This window comes from Legionella quinlivanii (genome assembly GCF_900461555.1).
Classification (GTDB): domain Bacteria; phylum Pseudomonadota; class Gammaproteobacteria; order Legionellales; family Legionellaceae; genus Legionella_C; species Legionella_C quinlivanii.
Genome location: NZ_UGOX01000001.1, coordinates 2611043 through 2632776 on the forward strand (window position 1 = coordinate 2611043; position 21734 = coordinate 2632776).

A 21734-nucleotide genomic window follows, 5' to 3' on the forward strand; every position below is an offset into this window, starting at 1 on the left:
AACTAAAAAAGTGCGTGATGAAGAAAATTAAAAAACTTATCCACAAATCTGAGTGGGTTGATCTATTTTGCGGGAGTGCATTGTATCGCCTTTTTTTTTCAATCGCCAGTCTTGACATTTCCTCTCTGTATTTTTTAAATTCAGAATTAATCTATCTACTTAATTATTAAGATAATTTTTTGTCGTGAAATTTTTAAGAATATTACAAGTTTCACACGGTCAAGATGAAGACCTGAGATATTTCTTATACATCCCTGCGCTGATTGCTCAGTCAGTTAGCAAGAATGGCTGCCGCCGAAGCATCTCAAGCTTAGGAAAGCTCTGACTCCCCTTTAGCATGAAGCATTAAACAGGCCGCATCGAAATCTTCCGGGGTATTGATATCCTGTCTGGGTTGTACACAAGCCTGTTCTATGCGAATTTTATGACCTGCCCACAAAACGCGTAATTGTTCTAGTGACTCTGTCACTTCCAGAGGAGCAGGCTCCCATTTGACATAATCAAGAATAAAGGAAGCGCGATAGGCATATAAGCCAATATGGCGGAACATATGCTCCAATGAATCCTGATTATCCCTATTGAAAGGAATAGCGCTTCTCGAAAAGTACAAGGCGTTATTAAATTGATCGCGAACGACTTTCACCACATTGGGGTTATTTAATTGCTGTCTGGTTTCTATCGGCCAGCAAAGAGTCGCCATTGGCGTTTCAGCCTGTTGCAGGCTGGCGGCAACCTGTTTTATCAGCTCAGGATGAATAAAGGGTTCATCCCCCTGCACATTCACAATGATATCCTGAGGCTGATAATTATTTTTTTTAACTACCTCGGCAAGTCGATCGGTACCCGTTGGATGAGTATTATCCGTCATCATCACTCGAGCCCCGAAACCAGACGCATGATCGGCAATCAGTTCATGATCTGTCGCGATAATAACAGAACGAGGCTGTGCCAGAAGCACCTGCTCATATACTCTCTGAATAATCGTTTTACCAGCCAATTCCAGCATTAATTTACCCGCAAGTCTTGAGGAGCTATAGCGTGCGGGAATAATGACATGATAATCAGGATTCACAACTGCTCCTTTTCTTCCAGGGGGATTAACCGCCCTTCCTGCTCGAGCATGACCGGAATATCTCCGCGAACAGGATAGGCAATTCGATCAAAAGCGCAAATTAACTCCTCGTCTTTTAAAATCAGTTTGCCCTTGCATAAGGGACAAACCAGAATTTCAAGCAAACGTTTATCCATCGAGACTCCTTACTGAGTAATCTTGTTGCGGATATAAACTGGGGCGGCTGCGGCGACATCCACTGGGTTAATCTTCCCTGCCTGAACCAGATGAATCATTGACAAGGCATCAGGGTAGGTTTCAATCTGCCTGCCAATATTTTTACGAGTGGCTTCTGGCATAAGGGATAAATAGGATTCAAAGCCAATACCCGCGATAACAACTGGGCTTTCAGAGTTCAGATAGATTTCACCAGGATCAGAAACCTGCTCCTCTGTTGCCGACTCATCCTTAAAAAAACCCCAATAAACCTGCTGCATTCTGGCATCAATCATCGCTAGAACCGGGCATTGGCTGTCAGGCACTGCAGAATGACGTACATTCCACGCAATAGCCTGAAGACTGCTTACCGGAAATAAAGAAAGATCATGAGCATAAGCCAGAGCTTTGGCTACTGCGCAGGCAATTCTTAAGCCGGTAAAGCTTCCTGGCCCCTGTCCAAACACAATGCCATCTAACTGATTAAGGCTGGATTCATGCTCAGCAAGCAATTGCTGAATCATTGGCAGCAGAGTCTGAGCGTGTTTTCGCTGAACGCTTTGTTCGATAACTGCGTCACTTCCATTGATACTGAGAGCTACAAACGCATGGGTAGTGGAGGTATCAATGCTCAATAATTTCTTCATCTAATGCCAACTGTTTAATAAAACGTAATACGGTTTGCTCATCGCGAGTTTTACGAAGACTGGGCAAACTGGAAAATATCTGCCTGCCATATTCTCTGCCAGTGAGACGAGGATCAGCTATCATTAACACGCCTCGATCATCAATATCACGGATTAACCTTCCCACGCCCTGCTTCAAAGCCAGTACCGCATTGGGAAGCGAAAGCTCATCAAAACCGGACAAGCCCTGTGATTTCAAGTAGGCCATCTTGCCGCGAATAACCGGATCCGTAGGGCTGGCAAAAGGCAATTTATCAATGATAACACAGGATAATGCACTGCCCTTCACATCAACACCCTCCCAAAAGGTGGCGGTACCTAAGAGCACAGCATTGCCCAATTGACGAAAACGGGCTAATAGGATCGGTTTGGCCTCGTCTCCCTGAATAAGCAGTGGGTAGTTTAATGTATTGCCAAGCAACTGAGCAACCATTTTCAGCGCGCGATGACTGGTAAACAGAAAGAAGCAGCGGCCTTTGCAAGCATTAATAACAGGCAATGCTTTTTCCAGCAAAGACTCATAATAACGGTTATGCTTTGGATCCGGCAAATCCCTGGGTAAATACAATAAAGCCTGTTCCTGATAGTTAAATGGGCTGGGTAAAATCATTGTTTGAGCATTTTCCAATCCCAAGGGTTTAAGAAAACAGTTAAACGAAGATTCCAGCGTTAAGGTCGCCGAAGTAAAAATATAGGCTGCCTGTTGCCGGCTGATTAATTTCTTAAACGACTTAGCCACTTCAAAAGGAGTCGCATGGCAGGTGAGGCTGTGTTTAAATCGTTCAATCCAGCGAATAAATGGCTGGCTGCTATCACTGATACGCAGAATGAGTGACTTAGATTCTTTTAATCGCATCAAACAATTGCCGATCCCTTTCTGCTCCTGACTGCCAGACTTTTCAATCGCCGAAATAAAATCATCCAGGATAGTGAGCAGAGTATCCCAGGATTTTTTAAAGAGCGACTGCCTGATAACCTGTTCCCAAGGCATTTTTTCGTCTTCCCTGGCAATGGCTAAGAGCAATTGATCAATTGTTTTATCCAGTTCAATAGTTAGTTCCTTAAAAGGCTGATTGGGGAGATCCAGAACCGGCCATTCAAGCATCAACTCATTAGCGGCATCAATTAATTGTCTGGTACTAAATCGCTCGCTATTAAACAAAGCGGCTATTTCAGCGAGCTGATGTGCTTCATCAAAAACGACCACCTCTACCCCGGGAAGCAGCTCGCCAAAGCCCTCTTCTTTCAGTTGAGAATCAGCAAAAAACAAGTGATGGTTGATCACCACCAGATCCGCATCCAATGCTTTTTTTCTGGCTTTTACTAAAAAGCAGTCTTTATAGTATTCGCATTCACTGCCCAGACAATTATCCGCTGTCGATGTCGCATAGGGCCACACGGCGGCATCTTCGTTAATTTCTGGTAATTCAGACCTTTCGCCAGACTGCAGTAAGGGCAGCTTTTCGCGGATAAAGATTAAATCATGTACCGCCTGCGGATGTGAAAAACGCCCTTCCTGTGCATGCAATTCGGTTCGATGCCGGCATATATAGTTGGCTCTTCCCTTTAAGTTCTGAATCTGCAGTGACAAGCCCAAGGCTTTAATCAGATTAGGCAAATCTTTTTGATATAATTGATCCTGCAGTGTTTTGGTGGCTGTGGAAATCAGTGTTTTTTTACCGCTTAACAGACAGGGAACCAGATAGGCAAAGGTTTTACCTGTTCCAGTACCCGCCTCAGCAATCAGTATCGAGCTTTTTTCGATACTTTCTGCAATAGCAACGGCCAGATCTATTTGCGCAGTTCTTGCGACAAAGCCGGGAATGGCAGTCGTTAATCTGCCATTTTCACTAAAAAGCCGCCGACAATGAGCAATGGGATCGCTGTTAATCGAAATAGCGCTCACCAGTCTTTTTGTAAATACTTGAGCTTATCTTTCACATCTTCCCAATCCTTTGCGTCCGGAGGACCATCCTTTTTGACCGTAATATTAGGCCACTTTTTGGATAGCTCGGCATTCAATTCCTTGAACTCTTTTTCTTCATCCGCCAGGTCATCTTCAGACTTAATGGCCTCCACAGGACATTCCGGCTCGCATAACGCGCAATCGATGCATTCATCAGGATTAATCACAAGAAAATTGGGGCCCTCATAAAAACAATCCACAGGACAAACTTCAACACAATCTGTGTACTTGCACTTGATACAGCTTTCAGTAATTACGAAGGTCATTTCTCTTCTCTCAATAAAAATGATGCTTATTAAAACATAGAACTTACGAATTAATCCAGATAAAGAAGCGGGCCTTCAGGCACAATCTGCGTCGGATTAATCATGCGATGACTGAAATAATAATGTTGCTTGATATGTTCAAAATTTACCGTTTCGGCAATTCCAGGGTAATGATACAAGCGCTTAAGATAGGCAAATAAATGAGGATAATCCATAATTCGCTGACGGTTGGTTTTAAAATGCCCAAAATAAACGGCATCAAAACGAATCAGCGTTGTAAATAACCGCCAATCGGCTTCTGTTAATTGTTCACCCACCAGATAGTCTTTGTCTGATAAATGCGACTCTAAAAAATCAAGTGTATCAAATAACTCGAGAAATGCCTGCTCATAAGCATCCTGCGAAGTGGCAAAGCCACAGCGATATACCCCATTATTGACTGTGTGGTAAATGCGCTCATTGATTTGATCAATATCCGCGCGTAAGGCTTGAGGATAAAAATCCTGCGTATCCCCTGTCAGCGCATTAAAGCTGCTGTTAAATTGACGGATGATCTCTGCCGATTCATTGGAAACGATGGTCTCTTTTTGAGTATCCCAAAGTATGGGCACTGTAACCCGGCCTGTATAATCTGGAACAGCCTTGGTATAGAGTTGATGAAGAAATTTGAAATTATATAAGCGGTCACCGGTGGCGCCCAGCCCGCTTTTGAATTCCCAGCCATTCTCCAACATATGTGGATGGACTATGGACACATCAATCAGGGATTCGAGTTTTTTTAACTTCCTGAAAATCAGTGTTCGATGAGCCCAGGGACAAGCTAAGGATACGTATAAATGATATCTCTTCGCCTCGGCGGGAAACTCAGCCTTTGGATCAGGACTAATCACCTGATGAAATTTAACATTCTCACGCTTGAACTCCCCTTTACTTTTGCTCGTGTCATACCATTGATCCTGCCACTGCCCATTCACTAATAATCCCATAGTAATCTCCTGATAATTATTAGCCCAGCAAGAAGCTAAATCCCTTGGAAATCTCCGCCAGACTGAATTTATTGAGGAACAAAGAAAAGCTCATCCAGGCGCTTAAAGCGGCCAAATCACGGAAAGGCGGCGGCAGATAGACAGGAGGGGCTAAAAGTTCATGACTGCGCAAATCCCTCAGCAGAGGAATATCATCCAAAACCAGTTTGCCGCAAAATAACAGTGGAATTGCGTCAACCCGCTGTTGGCTAATAGCAAAACGGATAAAATTATAAATAAGGACAAAGCCTTTGGAATAAGATAAATCCTTGGTAAATGGCCCGCCAGTGGGTGTACTGCCGCGAAAAACACGCACAGCATGATTATAACTATCCTCTTCTGTCAGTCCACACTCAAGAAAATAACGATAAATATCAAGAAAATCAGCACCCTGACGCACTTTATCCAATGCGATTACTCGATTGGTAATCTTGCGTACCCGTCCAGGGTATGAGGAGAACGTCACAATTTCAGTAATGACTGCCAGCCCTTCCTGAATCACCGAACTGGAAGGAGATCCTTTGGACAGGAAAGAACAATAAGGCTGCATGGAACCATTCAGGGTTGTCCCGACATGCACCCAGCCTTCATGCACCTCAAGATATTTCAAATCCCGATCGCTGAACATGGCATGCTGGCTTAATTTGATATTGTCTGCGCCCGCTGACGCGTCGGCTACCATATCGTCACTGACAATCACTGTCACTTTACCGGGATGCTGGTCAAAATAAGAGCCTAAACGGGCTTCCAGAATTTGCTGAGCCTGGAATGGTGTATGACGCTTTAAGTCCGCATCGGATTGCAATTGAACATCCAGAGCTGTTAACACATCAAACAGTAGAGTACCCAGTTCAGACAGACGCGGCCCGCCTGAATAAAACACATCATTGGGGCTGCCGTATAACTCCATCGCAATTTCACTGAAAGCAGGGGTGCCACGCACCGCCAGCATCTCGACCGCCCGACTGTATTCTTCACACTGTCTTTTGATTAGTCGGGTTACTGGAGAATATTGACCCAGGCTATTATTCGCGTCTCGCAGGATTAGCCGGAACTCTTCTTTTTTTTCCTGCACATCGAAGGGGAGCGGCTTGTTATCGTAATAGGTTTTATCAACTAAAGGCAATTTTCGGGCTTTATTTTCAAAAAATTCCCTTTTAATCGTGTCATCCCATTTGATACTGTCCAGGATACGAATTTTACGCTGTGCTTCCACCATACGCCTGGATAGCTCTTGGATCACTGTTAATTCGCTAGATTCACTGGACATTTCGTCAACCCTCTCTGTTAGCCTGCTTGTGCACCTGCGTCAATTGGCGGAACAATACTGACTACTGCATTTTGTTTTTGATCAGGCAAATCATAAAAATGACTGATATTATCACTGGTCAGGGGCGATGGTACGTTAAGTGATGGTCCATTTTGACTCCTTAAATACAAACTTTCACCATTACTGGCATAGCGTGAGCAAGAAGAAAGCAGCACCATTATTACCATAACTATAAAGCATTTTTTCACAACTATCCCCATTAACTTAAAGAAAAAACAACAATTTGGTAACTTTCACTTTTCCTGACCTGCGAACAATCAATGAACACAAATATCGGGATAGTGGTTACATGTTTCACAAAAATGGCCGACATTTTTTGAGCCAGCGATTAGTTTAGCCTGTTTGATACTTAAAAGTAACACACACCATCACTTCATTTTAAATTAACTGAAGTTCCTGCAAAACTTTTTCCAGCTCTTCGTGATAACTTTCAGACAGAGGAGTCAATGGCAGGCGCAATTCATTTTTTAGCAAATTCATCTTGCTTAAAGCCCATTTAGCAGGAATTGGATTCGCTTCACAGAATAATAATTTATGTAAGGGCATCAGCTGATCATTATAGCGAAGGCAAGCTGCCTGATCTTCATCAAAAGCAGCATCACACATTTTAGCCATTAATCGCGGAGCCACATTGGCAGTTACTGAAATAACCCCTTTGGCACCAGCCAGCATCCAGCGCGCACCGGTTTCGTCATCTCCGCTGTATACATCCATGCGAGATTCGCACAAACGAAGAATCTGCTGCAAACGAGTCATTTGTCCAGTGGCTTCTTTAATACCGATGATGTTCGATATTTTATCCAGTCTGGCTACTGTTTCAGGCAAAAGATCGCAGGCCGTACGTCCGGGAACATTATAAAGAATGATAGGAATGGCGACATTCTCAGCCACATGGCGATAGTGTTGATACAGACCCTCCTGGGTCGGTTTGATATAGGCCGGCGTCATGATGAGCGCAGCATGAGCGCCGCACTCCATTGCCATGCGTGTCAATTCAATACATTCTCGAGTGGCATTGGCAGCGGTACCGGCAATAACCGGAATGCGCTCGCGCGCCTGCTCAATTACCGTTTTAATTACCAGATGTTTTTCCTCTTTGTTTAAGGTTCCCGACTCTCCGGTCGTGCCTGCTGCAACAATGGCATGAGTTCCTGCGGCAATATGAAATTCAACCAGTTCGCGCAGAGCTTTTATATCGACCTTGTCGTCCAGCAAGGGAGTGGTCAAAGCAACTATACTACCTCGAAACATAATATCCTCATTTTTTTAGGAATAATCTTGCCAATACTACTGGTGGAATTAGTTTTTCTCAAGATTTCTTCAATTAGCGCAAAAGTTAAATTTTAATCAAAATGGTTAAAATTGAGCTATTATGATAAAGAAGGAATCTAAAAAGATGAGGAAACATCATGAAAAAAACCTTACCCATTCTAGTGTTTGCGGGAGCTTCTTCCTTTATGACAGCCTGTACTAACACTGAAGTTGGAACCGCAACCGGAGCCGCTGCGGGAGCAGGTATCGGTTATGCCGTTTCAGGTGGAGACGCCTGGGGAACTGCCATTGGAGCAGGTGCGGGCGCTCTGGTAGGACATCACATAGGCCGTGAACAGGATCGACGCTATTACTATAATCGTTATTATTATTACTAATATAGCTGTCTGACTATCTTCGCTAGTGGAAACAGGTATTAAATACTTATAGTAATATTTAATACCTGATTTCACCGCTGCTGTTTAATTCTTTGAGTCAACCGAGTTTCTGCATACAAAACTAATAGAGCCGGTTCTTTCCAGATAAGCTTTTTCAATGCTGGCAAAATTCTCGGTGTTTAACTGACGCCGCATTTCTGCTATCAAATCATTTTCTGTGATATGAAGTCTGTTCATCGTATCCATTAGAAACTCACCTTGATCAAATAATAAATAACAGCGTCCTTTCAGAACATGTTCACAGGTTTCAAAATTTAAAGTGAGCATTGCGATAATCCGATGTAACAGCATTAGGGTAAATGTCGCTATCAAAGTCGACAGTAAAGTGGCCGATCCATTAATCCCCCGGCTGATTAATCCCCCTAGAATGATTAAGAGCAGATAATCAAACGAGGTTTGCAGATTAAAACGCCGATTTCCGTAGCGCAAAGCGATTGTGCTGATTAGAAAAAGCAATACTGCACGGATTATCATATATAGATACGCCTGATCCTCATTGAGGTGTTCCAAAAATATCATCCAGTCCATTTGTTCTCCCCAATCAATCATTCAATCCATGTTTGGTTTTAACACAAGCATTGCACCGCTACAACCCAGGCAATAAATTAAGTTATTGAATGGATGCGCTAATTCAAATTACTGCTATACTTCTTCACAGACCATTTTACAAGGATTGTGTTATGAAACTTCAGAATAAAGTTGCTGTTGTTACCGGGGCCGCCAGCGGCATTGGAAAAGAAATCGCACTGCTTTATGCAAGTGAAGGCGCAAAAGTTGTCATCGCCGATTTAAATCTCGATCAGGCAGAGCAGGTCGTTAGCGAAATAAAGTCTAAAGGCGGCGAAGCAATGGCAGTCGCAATGGATGTGACGAATGAGCAGCAAGTCGATGAGGGGATAGAATCAGTTGTCAAAAAATTTGGCAAGATTCACATTCTGGTAAGCAATGCCGGTATTCAGATTATTGAATCAGTGGATAAATTATCATTGGCCAATTGGAAAAAAATGCTGGCCATTCACTTGGACGGCGCGTTTTTAACCACCCGCGCCTGCCTGAGACACATGTATGCTTCAGGTGAAGGCGGCAGTGTAATTTACATGGGTTCGGTTCATTCCAAAGAAGCCTCCAAATTAAAAGCACCTTACGTGACTGCCAAGCATGGCCTCTTAGGTTTATGCAAGGTCGTGGCTAAAGAAGGCGCTGCCTATCGTGTCCGCTCTAATGTCATCTGCCCAGGCTTCGTCAGAACACCGCTGGTGGATAAACAAATTCCGGAACAAGCCAAAGAATTGGGAATCAGCGAGCAGGATGTGATTAAAAATGTCATGCTGAAAGAAACGGTCGATGGAGAATTTACAACTGTTGATGACGTTGCCAATACGGCTCTTTTCCTTGCGGCATTTGAAACAAACGCACTGACCGGTCAATCCATTGTAGTCAGTCATGGTTGGTTTATGGAATAAGCCCTTAGAATAAAAGGAGTTTAACATGAAGGAATCTGAAGTAAGAGACAAGGCCTTTGCAATGCCTTTAGCGAGCCCAGCCTATCCGCGTGGGCCCTATCGATTTAATAATCGAGAATATTTGATCATTACCTATGAAACGGATATTGACCTGTTAAGGGAAGTAGTTCCCGCCCCTCTTGAGGTAACCGAACCTCTGGTTAAATTTGAAGTTATCCGCATGCCTGACTCCACAGGTTTTGGAGATTATACTGAATCGGGACAAGTCATTCCGGTTAGCTTCAAAGGCAGGACAGGAGGATACACCCATGCCATGTATCTTGATGATCTGCCGCCAATCGCCGCTGGACGGGAAATCTGGGGCTTTCCAAAGAAACTGGCTAATCCCAAACTGTACGTAGTCCAGGAAACGCTGATGGGAATTCTTGACTATGAAACCACACGTATCGCAACGGCCACTATGGGTTATAAATACGAAAGCCTTGACCATAAGAAAATTCACAGTTCAATGGTCAGCCCTAACTATTTGCTGAAACTTGTTCCTCATGTGGATGGCACCACTCGAATTTGTGAGCTCGTCGAATATGAACTGCAAGACGTGGTGATCAAGGGTGCATGGTCAGGACCGGCTCAGCTGGAGCTTTTCCATCATGCCCTTGCACCTATTGCTTTATTGCCGGTAAAGAAAGTCGTGAGTGCAGTACATATTCTGAGTGATTTGGTATTACCCTACGGGAAAGTGGTATACGATTACCTGAAATAAGGAAATTTATGCTGATTTTAGTTGGATATCTGGTTATTCTGGCAAGTGTTTTTGGCGGTTTCGCGTTGGCTGGCGGTCATTTAAAGGCGATTTTTCAGCCGATTGAATTATTGATCATCGCAGGAGCTGCGATTGGGTCGTTGATTGTAGGAAGCAGCCCGGCGGTTTTGAAATCGATTGGGAAAGCACTTCCTGCCGCTTTTAAAGGTCAGAAAGCACCTAAAGCCGTGTATATGGATTTATTGGGATTGATGTATGCGCTGCTCAATAAAGCGCGGCAGGAAGGCCTGATGTCGCTCGAGGCGGATATTGATGATCCACAGAACAGTGCAATCTTTAGTAATTATCCAAAGATTACAGCCAAACATCATGTCGTCAGTTTTATCTGTGATTATTTCCGATTGATAATCACTTCCAACCTGCAGCCTTTCCAACTTGAATCACTGATGGATGCTGAAATAGAGTCTCATCATCAGGAAGAAATGATCCCGGTGAATGCGATTACCAAGCTCGCCGATGGCATGCCCGCTTTTGGTATTGTCGCCGCCGTGCTTGGCGTTGTGCACACAATGGAATCGATCAACCTTCCCCCTGCACAGCTAGGCGTTCTGGTCGCGCAGGCGCTGGTAGGTACTTTTCTCGGTATATTGCTGGGCTATGGTTTTATTGGTCCTGTAGCGCAAGCTATGGAGCAGCGCGCCAATCAGACGCAAATTATGCTGAATTGCATCAAAGTAATCATTCTGGCAAGTCTGCATAATAACCCCCCTATTATTTCACTGGAGTTTGGGCGAAAGGTTCTATTCAATAATGACAGGCCGTCATTTAATGAGTTGAGCGAGGAAATTAAAACTCCTAAAACAGCTTAAATTCGGAAAAATTATCCAAATGGCTAACAAAGAAGAAAACCCACCCATTATTATAAAAAAACGTCATGGGCATAGTCATGGGCATCATGGGGGATCCTGGAAAATTGCCTATGCCGATTTCGTTACCGCGATGATGGCCTTTTTTCTGCTAATGTGGCTACTGGCATCACTGAACAAGGCCCAGAAGGATGGTTTGTCCGAATATTTTAAGCAACCCTTGAAGATATCGCTTATAAGCGGCGATAGCATGGGTTCACGAGAGATAACCGTAAAAGGCGGCGGTGATAATTTAGAGAAGAAAGATGGCCAGGTTTCGGGTAACAATCAACCTGCCAAGTCAGGTCAGCAATCCACCGCCGGTAATCTCAAACAGGAAGAAATGAAGCAGTTGAAGGAGCTGCAATCCAACATCATGCTAAGCATCGAAAATGATCCTGCTCTCACTGAATTAAAGGATCGCATGTTAATGGATGTGACCTCGGAGGGCCTGCGGATACAATTAATTGATAATGACGATAAGCCTATGTTTGGATTAGGCAGTGATGAGATTGATCCAGCGATGGCACAAATCCTTGCGAAAATCGCCGTTTTGCTTAACTCTGTTCCCAATAAAGTGACCATCCAGGGGCATACCGACGCCCACCCCTATCACAATCCTGAAGACCTGGAGCAAACCAACTGGGAGCTTTCAACTCAACGCGCCAATACCGCAAGACGAGCCCTGCTGAAATCGGGATTGCAGGAGGATAAAGTAATGCGGGTTACAGGCTACGCCTCGACTGTTCTTCTCGATAAAAAAAATCCGCTAAATCCCAAAAATCGGCGAATCAGTATTATTGTGATGAAAAAAAATGCTTCCGCTAAAATATTAGAGGAAGATTAGTTTCCGTGAATCATGGATAGATTTCCGGCTCCGCGAAAAGGCGTTGTTGCGCAAATGAAAACAGGTGTGCATAAGTTCGTCTTTGCGAGCCTCAGCGAAGCAATCCAGCCCATAACCCTGCTCAAAGCTTGATCTGGATTGCTTTACTTCGTTCGCAAAGACGACAGCTTAGGTTGCTTGGTTCTATCCACACAACAATGCTGCACAGAATGACAGGGCTTGTTCTCAGTAGCGGTCAGTGCCCTCAAACTGAATAAACCGCTTCGTCAGTGAGGTTAATACCTGTTTGCTCCTCATCCTTATCCGGCTGAAAAAAGCTTGCTCGATTGTTCTTATCCTGATCGATGTTATTTACAAGCAGTCTGGCGTTAGCTAAAGTGATTTCTCGATCAATTTGAGAATGTAATTCTGCGCTATTAATATATTCATTACCAAACCATTTTTTGCTTATATTAAGATGAATATCGCTGCCGATTTGGCTAATGTACTCTTGTAGTTTTTCTTTTTGCAATGCTGAGACAGGAACAAGGTCTTCTCGCTTTTTGTCTTTAAACCAGTCTATTAAGCCCACCATTAAAAGACCAATCAATGGTGTCAGATAACAAGCTGCGATCAACTGGTTTAAAGTCGTTTCTAAATTATGTCTGTTTGTCTCATCATCCACATATTGAAAGTTAGTTGAGTTTAAAATGTTACACATTGTATCCATAATATTTAAACATGTCTGAATGTACAGGTCCGAGCATACTAAATTTTCCAGAGATGAATAACCTGCTTGAGTGCAGTTAGCCAAGGAATTGGAATTAAAATGAAGAAAGTTCGGATAGTAACCTGCGCACCCAAAAGAAGCAGACGTGCATCCATCATCATCTTGTGTCATGAATTCGAATCTTTGCCTATATAAAAGGTCTTTTTGTTCCCAGTAAGGATTAAAAAACTTATGCTTTAAGCGACCAATTCCTCCTCCCAATGCCGCAGTCAAGCCAATACTGACCAATACAGTTGACACTTTCCACCTGAAGAAGGATTTATTATATTCACTCTCTATTTCCTCAATTTCTGCTTTAAATTGTTTTAATTGATCAATTCGTATTTGCAAAGTTTGTTGTTCTGCAGCAGCAGGTTGTGATTCAGGTTTTATATCCGGACTTTCAATATCATCGTGAACAGGATTGTACCCTCGTGGAGAAGATTGAAATAGACTAAAAACGTTCCGAAAAAACATGAACTCTCCTACAGATGACCACTCATTTTTTGGACATTTTAGCCACGAGGTTTATATTAAGCAACTCAAAATGACAGCTTGTTTCTTACGGAAAAACAAATCAATACCTTATTGCATAAGCTGAGTTATTTAGCTATTCTTTTCCGCAAATCATTTAACTATCTGAAAAAAAATACATTATGGATAAAGTCTTTATAAAAACGTTTCTAGTAGCGGCTCTGCAATGCTTTAATAGCACGAGCTTTGCAGGCGCTATGGGCACTACGGATAACCTCTTTAATGTATTTATCCCAAATTTAAAACCGGGTTTTGATCTATCCTTAAGTGCACTTATTTTGCAACCTCAGGCTGGAAATTTAGGATGGGGAGCGGTCACAACTGTTCTGCCTATTCCCACCCCTCAATGGCAAATAAAATCGTTTGATCCTGATTATCGAGCAGGATTTCAAGCAGGAGCACGCTATATTTTTGCAAACTCAGGCACAGACCTTCAATTAAATTGGTTTTCATTAAGCACTAATTATAAAGATGCTGTCAATGTCAATCCTGTATCGCAATGGATATCGCCGTTTTCTCAAACAGGTACTCCTCCAACTGGCGGTGAAATCACCGGTGTTGCTTCCTTAAATAGTGCAAAAGCTAAATTAACTTTCAATTATAATGCTGTGAATTTAGATGTTGGCAAATTTGTTAACTTGGGCTCAAACTTACAAACTCGCTTCTTTACAGGTTTGAGTAGCACCAGGATTAAAGAAAAATTAGTTTCTAATTTTTATGGGGGATCAAAAGTCAATTTTTCTTTAAATAATACTTCAACTTATATCGGTGTAGGCCCACGATTAGGATTAGCGAATGACTATTATATCCATCAAGGTATTCATTTTATAGGTCAGTTCGCGAGTAGCCTTTTAATCGGTAACATGCAACCTGCACAATATAAATTTAAGGCAATTTCTTCTGATTTAGCATTAGTAGGAATTGCTGTTAATAGTGAGCAGCTATCCAGTTCCAGTGTGACTCAACTTGTTCCAGAGCTTGATGCAAAAATTGGATTAAGTTATAGCCATATTCTGCAAAAGGGCCATGAGCTTAGCGTTGAGCTCGGTTATATGGGGGCTGTTTACTTTAATCCCTTATCAGCTTATGAAACAAATACCAATGTAATTGCTTTAGATTCGGGGTCGTTATCCACATCTAGTGTAAAACATGTACAAAGTAATTTTTCAGTTGCTGGGCCCTACCTGTCTTTACATTTTAAATGCTGAACAAGGGTATAGATTTCCTATGCCCGGCGCTCTAAGGAAGAAGGCGTCGTCGTAATACGAAGAAACTGGCGTGCATTACCCACAATCCCTTGCCTGCAATAGTTCCTGCAAAGGTTTCGGGAGCAGGGACTGGAGTTTTATTCGTAATTTATCTTCGTTTTTATGCCATAAGGTACCCAAGTAGATAATCAGGAGACCAATACAAGCCAAAGCCGCAGGAAATCCCAGGCTGTCTTTAAACACATTCGATGCCAGATGTCCAAGATAAAAAGCCACACCGATGCCGCCGAAAATAACAAATACCTTACGGTTTAGAACGACGCCAATTATGATCATCACTAAATTAATACAGAGATAGAAAAATTTCGACAGCTCGCTGTCGGAGCTCTGGCAGGTGAGCCCTCCCCAAAAGGCAATGACACCAAAGATATAAAGCCAGAATGCGTAATCCGCTGAATGCCGCGAACGAACATCCACCCAAAAAGCAATTAAAACAATCACCAGTCCAAAATACATGGAAATAATCGCTCTGAACTCAAAATCCATAGAATGCGGATCAACAATCAATGCAGCCACATCCATCGAGAGATACCAAAGTGTTACGGCAATGGGCATAATCATAAAAGGATAGCGGTAGAGCCAGGCCATGATAATCCCCACAATTAATGTGCCTGCTTCCATATAAATCCAATGCCATTGAATCCGGTCATGAAATTCATTATATACACTGTCATCAGGCCACCATCCCATGCCTTTCTGCAGCCCATAAATTGCCAGCGGGGTTAAGGCTACAACGAAGGTTGCACAAATGCCCGCGGGTATCGGAAACTCCTTTTGTGCGAGCATATGGGCTAAACCCAGACCGACTACGGCATAGAGCAGTGAAACATAAAATATGCCCATGCCGCCGTAATGTTCCCAGCTGACGTTCATAAATATGGTCATTGCCCCAATGGCGATTAAGCCGCCCAGGTAATAAAGGACATTAGTGAAATCAAAATGGGGTTCGTGTGCGGATTCTATCTTGATAAATTCCAGTAAACGATTGGCCTGGTTTTCATCGATGATTTTTGCCTCGACTGCTTTTTGTAAAAGCCTGCCTGAAATTTTCATAGCCCCTCAAAGTGAACTGAGCTTGTCTAAATAAATTATAGGAGGCTTATAAGCGTTTGAAATGAAATCTAAAAAATAATTTAAGTAAAATTATTTGACCGTGAATAAAATACTGAAAAATAGCCAGAGCAGCAGACAAATCAACCAGGTGTAAGGAAAGGGAAGTATTGTTTTACGCTTGCGCAAAGTGATAAAAATGAAAGGAGGTACAAGAGTTAAGATGAGTAAAAACAAAATCTGCACCGTTTCAGCCGCGAACTGCTCAAAAGGAAATAAAGATGCAATAGAACTCATAGCGCTATGAAATGCATACTTATTGATTAGCAATATCCATACAATCCAATCTTCATAAAGCGCTACGATGGATGAAGCAATTAACAAAGGCAGAATCAGTTTAACACCAGGAATTGCGAAAATTTTCTTAGCGACGCCGCCAAACTCCTCCGCAAAGAAGACGATTATTGCCGAGCAAAACACAACCAGCGCCAAGGTTAGCAACACAGTGCATTTCTCCAATTACGAGGAAAATTGATATTAATCAAACTATAACTCTGATGTGGTTAGCTTATCAAGGATAGATTGCATCACACAGGCCTACCCGCTACATAGCGCAATTTAATCTCACTGGCCGATTCAAATTCAGAGCGCTTACAAGCATTCCTGGATCCCTCGGACAAGCCCGCAGCACGTAGCCGGTAGTGCTAACCCTCCAACTCCTCCCATCGAGAATATAATCTCGTGAGCTCCGCTTCATCTGCCTGTAACTGCTGGCCGAATAAGGCAATCGCCTGTGCATCCTGTTGGTAAAAATCAGCTTCTGTCATTTTTAACTGCGCTTCAGCAACTTTTGCCTCCAGCGTTTCTATCTGCTGCGGCAATTGCGAAAGTTCACGTTGCTCATTAAAACTTAGCTTACTCGAAGTGTTGGTCCGTTTTGGCGAAGTCCTGGCTGTTGAAGCTGCGGAGGGAGACTGTCTTTGGGCTTTCTTCTGCATCTGGTAATCATCGTATCCACCCACATACTCGTTAAACTGTCCTTCCCCTTCCCATACCAGCACACTGGTCACCACCTGATTGATAAATGCGCGATCATGGCTGATCAAAATTAAGGTTCCAGGGTAATCTATCAGCATGGTTTCAAGAAGTTCCATGGTTTCTATATCAAGATCATTAGTTGGTTCATCCATAACCAGAAAATTGACCGGTTTAGCCAGTAATTTCGCCAATAACAAACGGTTTCTTTCGCCTCCGGACAAACTGGAAACAGGCTGGTTAAAGCGCTCCGAGGGGAACAAAAAATCCTTCAGATAACTGGCAACATGTTTTTGCTTGCCATTGATGCTGACGTGATCCGCCCCATCTGCAACGTTTGCCATCACGGTCTGTTGCTCGTCCAATTGCCTTCTAAGCTGATCAAAATAGGCTACCGCCAGCGATGTGCCCTGTTTCACCAGGCCTGAATCGGGGGTCAATTCACCAAGAAGCAGACGAACAAGTGTAGTTTTACCACAGCCATTAGGTCCAATAATACCCAATTTATCCCCGCGGGAAAGCAGCAGCGAGAAATCGCGAAGAATCGTTTTACCCCCTATCTGATAATTAAGCTTTTCTGCCTCAATGACCACATTCCCCGAATGAGCAATCTCAAGATTAATGCCTTTGACTTTACCTTGCTGGTTTCGGCGCGCTTTATACTGTTCCCGCATGGCTTTCAAAGCACGAACCCGGCCTTCATTGCGAGTACGCCTGGCCTTAATGCCAGTACGGATCCAGGCTTCTTCTTCCGCTAAACGCTTATCGAATAATTCATTATGACGCTGCTCGGTCACCCGCATTGCCTCACGCCGGTCAAGATAGGTTTCGTAATCACATTCATGGGTGTAGAGTTTACCGCGATCGATTTCAACAATACGATTGGATACAGCACTAAGAAACTCACGATCGTGAGTCACGAGTAAAACCGCTCCCTGATAGGTTTTTAGATAGGATTCCAACCATTCAATAGCTTCTACGTCCAGATGGTTGGTCGGTTCGTCCAGTAGCAGTAGATCAGGATTGGCAATCAGCGCCGCTGCAAGCAATGCCCGCCTTTTCATCCCTCCAGACAATTTGTCCATTCTTGAGGAAGGATCAATACCCAGACGCGAAGCCATTGTATCTACCCGAGGCAATAGATCCCAGGCATGCAAATTGTCCATTTGCTGTTGGCAACGAGCTAAAGCAGATAAATCCTCACCTTGAGACAAATGGTAGAATTCGGCTAACACCTCACCCGTTTCACCCAGACTTTTCACCAGAAAATGATACACTGTTTCATTATCGTGCACAGGAACTTCCTGAGTTAATCCCGCAACTCTAAGACCGCTTAGACGGTTTATCTGGCCACTGTCAGGCAGCATCTCACCTTGCAATAAGCGCAGCAAGGAGGATTTGCCGGCCCCATTCCGCCCCACCAGGGCAACACGATCCTGCGGCTGGATTTGCCAATCGGCTTCATCAAGCAATCTGTTGCCGCCTACATTTAAGATGACCTTGTTTAATGTCACAATACTCATGTATTTCTCGTTTTATAATCAGTGCAGTGCGGAAATGCCTACTGCTCATCGGATTTCTTAATCACTAATGTCTTATTAGTTTGCGTCAGGCTAAAATGCGAAAGAACGTTCATACCCATTAACAGCATGTCATCTTCAGCACCTAAAATAATCACGGCTTTCACATTATGTAAGGTAAAATTGCCGAAAGAGAGTTTATTTACCCTTGTCAGCGAGCCTTCAACGGTTCCTTTTGCGGTTTGCATACGGATTGGATAGCGCCCGATTAAATTTAAATCCCGCGCAACTTTTTCTGGTATCGCTAACAGTGTAGCCCCTGTATCAATGATAAAATGGACAGGTTGGCCATCAATAGCGCCATCGATACGATAATGGCCCTGCGCATCTGCCTTAATGATCACTTTGCCTGGATGGCTTTCAACACGGCCTTTGTCGGATTGGCTATGGAAATAAAAAAATATAAACAGCAAAGCAAAAAGGAGGAGCCAAGTGATAATAAACATCCGACGCCCGGTTTGGGCGTACTGATTATTATCCACTGCAAACTATCCCGTAACAGACTTATCAAGTACCATAATGCCATCCATTTCGACCTGCGAGCCACGCGGCAATGCTGACACGCCAATGGCAGCGCGAGCAGGATAAGGCTCGACAAAAAAGCGGCTCATTGCTTCATTTACCAGAGGAAAATGATTTAAGTCGGTCAGATAAACATTCAACTTGACAATATTAGCCAAGCTGCCGCCTGATGCCTGACAAACGGCGGTTAAATTATTTAATACCTGATCTATTTGCAGTCGGATTTCATCACTACATAAAACACCGGTCGCGGGATCCAATGGGATTTGACCGGAAAGATAAACTGTATCGCCGCAGCGGATAGCCTGACTATAAGTTCCAATAGCAGCCGGAGCTTGTTCACTATGAATTGGTTGCATCTCATTCCCCTTGTTTTTTTCGATAAAGGCGCATGACGACATTGTTGGAACGAAGTCTTCTCATCACACGCGCCAAATGCGTTCTGTCACGCACACTGATTGAAAAAGTAACGGCATTGTGGCGTCCATCGCGAGGATCCACATTAATATTTCCAATATTGGACTCCGCTTCGGCAATCGCCGTTGCCAAGGCGGCGAGAACACCTCGCTGGTTGGCCACTTCAACGGTTATATCCACCCAGAACTCACCTTCAACCTGCTCATCCCAACGTAACGCAATGAACTGCTCAGGGCTGCGGACATGATGAATCAGCGGGCAATCGCTGGCATGCACGATAATTCCCCGTCCCTGCTGAAAGCGCCCGACAATGCTATCCCCTGGAATAGGCTGGCAGCATTCGGCAAAATGCACCACCATACCCTCGGTTCCCTTAATGGCCAGGGGACGGCTTTTACCATTTTTATCGAGCTCGGCAGGCTCCGGGCGAACCACCAGACGTTTTGCAATAACCATTGGCATTTGGTTGCCAATCCCAATAGCATAAAGTAATTCCTCAGCGGATTTATAATTTAAATCATGGAGTATCGCCTGCAGGGATTCGGGTGGTACTTTGGCATAATCGGAAGATAATTCCGCAAGTGCCTGTTCCAATAAGCGTTTCCCCATTACAATCGATTCATTATGCTGCTGGCTTTTAAGAAAGTGGCGAATATTGCTTCTGGCTTTTCCGGTAACCACAAAATTAAGCCAGGCTGGATTGGGGTGAGCCCCGGGAGCAGTGATAATTTCTACCGTCTGCCCATTCGTCAAAGGAATGCTTAAAGGCACCAGACGGCGATTGACCTTGGCAGCCACGCAACTATTACCGACACCAGAATGTACTGTATAAGCGAAATCAACCGGAGTGGCTCCTTTGGGAAGCTCCATGATATGCCCTTTAGGGGTAAATACATAAACCTCATCCGGGAACAAATCAATTTTAACGTTTTCAATAAACTCGAGAGAGCTTCCGGTGCTTCGCTGCATTTCCAATAAACGCTGTACCCATTCTCGGGCACGAAGCTGTGCTTCATTTACTTCCAAACCAGCGGATTTATAAATCCAGTGCGCCGCCACCCCGTTTTCTGCCACTTTATCCATATCGCGTGTACGGATTTGTACCTCCAGTGGAACACCAAAGGGGCCGAACAAAGTAGTATGTAAGGACTGATAGCCGTTGGCTTTGGGAATACCTATATAATCCTTGAATCGCTGCGGAACAGGTTTGTAGGTGCGGTGCAATGCCCCCATTACACGATAGCAGGCATCTATATCTTCGGTGATTACACGAAAAGCGAACACATCGGTGATTTCAGTAAAAGAGGCCTTTTTCTGGCGCATCTTTCGATAAATACTGTATAAATGTTTTTGACGGCCGAATACATGCTCGTAAGGAATATTTAATTGCTGGAGGGCTTCTTCCAGGTCATGTTCTATTTTTTGTGTGAGCTCACGGCGATTGCCCCGTGACTTCTCAACGGCTGATTTGATTGCGCGAAATCGCATGGGATAGAGCGCCTGAAAGCCTAAATCTTCCAGACCCACATAAATAGCATGCATCCCCAGCCGATTAGCAATAGGCGCATAAATTTCAAGGGTTTCAATTGCAATGCGTCGACGCTTGGACGAAGGCATCGCCCCAAGAGTCTTCATGTTGTGATAGCGATCAGCCAACTTGACAATGATGACGCGAATGTCCTTCACCATAGCCAGAACCATCTTTCTAAAATTTTCAGCCTGGGCTTCCGCTCGGGACTCAAACTTTATTTTAGTCAATTTGGTGACACCATCTACCAGGGCAGTGACTTCCTCACCAAACAACTGGCTTAACTCTTCCTTGCTGATGGAGGTATCCTCGACCACATCATGCAACAGGGTTGCCATAATAGTTTGATAGTCGAGGCGCATGCGGGCGAGTATCAGCGCAGCGGCTACTGGATGGGTAATATAAGGTTCACCCGATCGGCGCATCTGCCCATGATGCGCTTTTTCGGCAACCAGATAGGCCTGATGACACTTTTCAACCTGCTGTTGCTCAAGATAATGTTGAAGCTCTTCGTGTAACTCCTTAAAGTAGCTCACAGAGCACTCCCTTCGCTTAAAGCTGAAAAATTGAATTGCAACTGATACTGCCGATTTGAATTAATCTTTATCCAGAATATCTGGTTTTACTAATCCAGCCGCAATTTCTCTTAAAGCCACAACCGTCGGTTTATCGTTTTCCCATTCCACTAAAGGCTGCTCGCCGCGAACAGCAATCTCACGCGCTCTTTTGGTTGCAACCATCACTAATTCAAAGCGATTCGCAACATGCTCCAAACAATCTTCAACTGTGACACGTGCCATTAGAACCCCCACAATACAAGTATTA

General features: G+C 43.8%; 24 protein-coding genes. 6 read left to right on the top strand and 18 right to left on the bottom strand.

Annotated elements, in window-relative coordinates; genetic code table 11:
* Positions 1 to 310 precede the first annotated feature (310 nt).
* From kdsB to dapA, 9 genes are all read right to left on the bottom strand, one after another.
* Positions 311 to 1072: a 3-deoxy-manno-octulosonate cytidylyltransferase gene (gene kdsB, locus DYH61_RS11090; protein ID WP_058507594.1), complete on the bottom strand. Its 762-nt coding sequence runs from the start codon at positions 1070 to 1072 to the stop codon at positions 311 to 313.
* On the bottom strand, positions 1069 to 1248 hold the full coding sequence (locus DYH61_RS11095; RefSeq protein WP_058507595.1) for a Trm112 family protein: 180 nt from the start codon (positions 1246 to 1248) through the stop codon (positions 1069 to 1071). The genes kdsB and DYH61_RS11095 overlap by 4 nt, the downstream gene beginning before the upstream one ends.
* Before the next feature lie 9 nt (positions 1249 to 1257).
* Positions 1258 to 1914: a tRNA (adenosine(37)-N6)-threonylcarbamoyltransferase complex dimerization subunit type 1 TsaB gene (tsaB, locus tag DYH61_RS11100; protein ID WP_058507596.1), complete on the bottom strand. Its 657-nt coding sequence runs from the start codon at positions 1912 to 1914 to the stop codon at positions 1258 to 1260.
* Positions 1892 to 3859, bottom strand: coding sequence for a DNA repair helicase YoaA (locus DYH61_RS11105; RefSeq protein WP_407927355.1), 1968 nt, complete (start codon positions 3857 to 3859; stop codon positions 1892 to 1894). Before DYH61_RS11105 ends, tsaB begins: the two co-directional genes overlap by 23 nt.
* Positions 3856 to 4185 (bottom strand): ferredoxin FdxA, encoded by a 330-nt coding sequence (gene fdxA, locus DYH61_RS11110; RefSeq protein WP_058507597.1) that lies wholly within the window; start codon positions 4183 to 4185, stop codon positions 3856 to 3858. Before fdxA ends, DYH61_RS11105 begins: the two co-directional genes overlap by 4 nt.
* Before the next feature lie 50 nt (positions 4186 to 4235).
* Positions 4236 to 5171 (bottom strand): glutathione S-transferase family protein, encoded by a 936-nt coding sequence (locus DYH61_RS11115; protein ID WP_058507598.1) that lies wholly within the window; start codon positions 5169 to 5171, stop codon positions 4236 to 4238.
* 19 nt (positions 5172 to 5190) lie between these two features.
* Positions 5191 to 6480: a flavohemoglobin expression-modulating QEGLA motif protein gene (locus DYH61_RS11120; protein WP_058507599.1), complete on the bottom strand. Its 1290-nt coding sequence runs from the start codon at positions 6478 to 6480 to the stop codon at positions 5191 to 5193.
* A 17-nt stretch (positions 6481 to 6497) separates the two neighbouring features.
* Entirely contained in the window at positions 6498 to 6728 is a 231-nt protein-coding gene (locus tag DYH61_RS11125) for a hypothetical protein (protein WP_407927356.1), read from the bottom strand.
* A gap of 190 nt (positions 6729 to 6918) precedes the next feature.
* Positions 6919 to 7791: a 4-hydroxy-tetrahydrodipicolinate synthase gene (gene dapA, locus DYH61_RS11130; protein ID WP_058507601.1), complete on the bottom strand. Its 873-nt coding sequence runs from the start codon at positions 7789 to 7791 to the stop codon at positions 6919 to 6921.
* Between the two features lie 158 nt (positions 7792 to 7949).
* Here dapA and DYH61_RS11135 point away from each other — a divergent pair, with 158 nt between their 5' ends.
* Positions 7950 to 8189 (top strand): glycine zipper domain-containing protein, encoded by a 240-nt coding sequence (locus DYH61_RS11135; protein WP_058507602.1) that lies wholly within the window; start codon positions 7950 to 7952, stop codon positions 8187 to 8189.
* A gap of 84 nt (positions 8190 to 8273) precedes the next feature.
* Here DYH61_RS11135 and DYH61_RS11140 read toward each other — a convergent pair whose 3' ends face one another.
* A complete protein-coding gene (locus DYH61_RS11140) occupies positions 8274 to 8777 on the bottom strand; it encodes a DUF421 domain-containing protein (protein ID WP_160037266.1) in 504 nt (167 codons plus the stop codon).
* A gap of 152 nt (positions 8778 to 8929) precedes the next feature.
* Between DYH61_RS11140 and DYH61_RS11145 the strand changes: the two genes are divergently transcribed.
* From DYH61_RS11145 to motB, 4 genes are read left to right on the top strand one after another with little or no spacing between them, the layout of a single operon-like run.
* The gene (locus DYH61_RS11145; RefSeq protein ID WP_058507604.1) at positions 8930 to 9712 is read left to right on the top strand and encodes a 3-hydroxybutyrate dehydrogenase; all 783 of its coding nucleotides are present in this window, start codon (positions 8930 to 8932) and stop codon (positions 9710 to 9712) included.
* 25 nt (positions 9713 to 9737) lie between these two features.
* Positions 9738 to 10475: an acetoacetate decarboxylase gene (locus DYH61_RS11150; RefSeq protein WP_058507605.1), complete on the top strand. Its 738-nt coding sequence runs from the start codon at positions 9738 to 9740 to the stop codon at positions 10473 to 10475.
* Positions 10476 to 10483: 8 nt separating this feature from the next.
* Positions 10484 to 11344 carry a flagellar motor stator protein MotA gene (motA, locus tag DYH61_RS11155; protein ID WP_058507606.1) on the top strand — a complete coding sequence of 287 codons (861 nt, stop codon included), beginning with the start codon at positions 10484 to 10486 and terminating at the stop codon, positions 11342 to 11344.
* 19 nt (positions 11345 to 11363) lie between these two features.
* A complete protein-coding gene (gene motB / locus DYH61_RS11160; protein WP_058507607.1) occupies positions 11364 to 12227 on the top strand; it encodes a flagellar motor protein MotB in 864 nt (287 codons plus the stop codon).
* A gap of 244 nt (positions 12228 to 12471) precedes the next feature.
* On the opposite strand, the gene DYH61_RS11165 is transcribed toward motB, so the two are convergent.
* On the bottom strand, positions 12472 to 13452 hold the full coding sequence (locus DYH61_RS11165) for a hypothetical protein (protein ID WP_058507608.1): 981 nt from the start codon (positions 13450 to 13452) through the stop codon (positions 12472 to 12474).
* Positions 13453 to 13631: 179 nt separating this feature from the next.
* On the opposite strand from DYH61_RS11165, the gene DYH61_RS11170 reads away from it, so the two are divergent.
* Positions 13632 to 14717, top strand: coding sequence for an Lpg1974 family pore-forming outer membrane protein (locus DYH61_RS11170; RefSeq protein ID WP_058507609.1), 1086 nt, complete (start codon positions 13632 to 13634; stop codon positions 14715 to 14717).
* A gap of 75 nt (positions 14718 to 14792) precedes the next feature.
* Here the strand turns inward: DYH61_RS11170 and DYH61_RS11175 are convergent, their stop codons facing one another.
* From DYH61_RS11175 to rpoZ, 7 genes are all read right to left on the bottom strand, one after another.
* The gene (locus DYH61_RS11175) at positions 14793 to 15830 is read right to left on the bottom strand and encodes a hypothetical protein (RefSeq protein ID WP_058507610.1); all 1038 of its coding nucleotides are present in this window, start codon (positions 15828 to 15830) and stop codon (positions 14793 to 14795) included.
* 90 nt (positions 15831 to 15920) lie between these two features.
* Positions 15921 to 16331 carry a hypothetical protein gene (locus DYH61_RS11180; protein ID WP_058507611.1) on the bottom strand — a complete coding sequence of 137 codons (411 nt, stop codon included), beginning with the start codon at positions 16329 to 16331 and terminating at the stop codon, positions 15921 to 15923.
* A 200-nt stretch (positions 16332 to 16531) separates the two neighbouring features.
* The gene (locus tag DYH61_RS11185) at positions 16532 to 18385 is read right to left on the bottom strand and encodes an ATP-binding cassette domain-containing protein (protein ID WP_058507612.1); all 1854 of its coding nucleotides are present in this window, start codon (positions 18383 to 18385) and stop codon (positions 16532 to 16534) included.
* 38 nt (positions 18386 to 18423) lie between these two features.
* Complete coding sequence (locus tag DYH61_RS11190; protein ID WP_058507613.1) at positions 18424 to 18924, bottom strand: retropepsin-like aspartic protease family protein; 501 nt, start codon at positions 18922 to 18924, stop codon at positions 18424 to 18426.
* A gap of 6 nt (positions 18925 to 18930) precedes the next feature.
* Positions 18931 to 19323 carry a RidA family protein gene (locus DYH61_RS11195; RefSeq protein ID WP_058507614.1) on the bottom strand — a complete coding sequence of 131 codons (393 nt, stop codon included), beginning with the start codon at positions 19321 to 19323 and terminating at the stop codon, positions 18931 to 18933.
* Position 19324: 1 nt separating this feature from the next.
* Positions 19325 to 21445 (bottom strand): bifunctional GTP diphosphokinase/guanosine-3',5'-bis pyrophosphate 3'-pyrophosphohydrolase, encoded by a 2121-nt coding sequence (gene spoT, locus DYH61_RS11200; RefSeq protein ID WP_058507615.1) that lies wholly within the window; start codon positions 21443 to 21445, stop codon positions 19325 to 19327.
* A gap of 60 nt (positions 21446 to 21505) precedes the next feature.
* Positions 21506 to 21709 carry a DNA-directed RNA polymerase subunit omega gene (gene rpoZ / locus DYH61_RS11205; RefSeq protein ID WP_058507616.1) on the bottom strand — a complete coding sequence of 68 codons (204 nt, stop codon included), beginning with the start codon at positions 21707 to 21709 and terminating at the stop codon, positions 21506 to 21508.
* Positions 21710 to 21734: the final 25 nt, after the last annotated feature.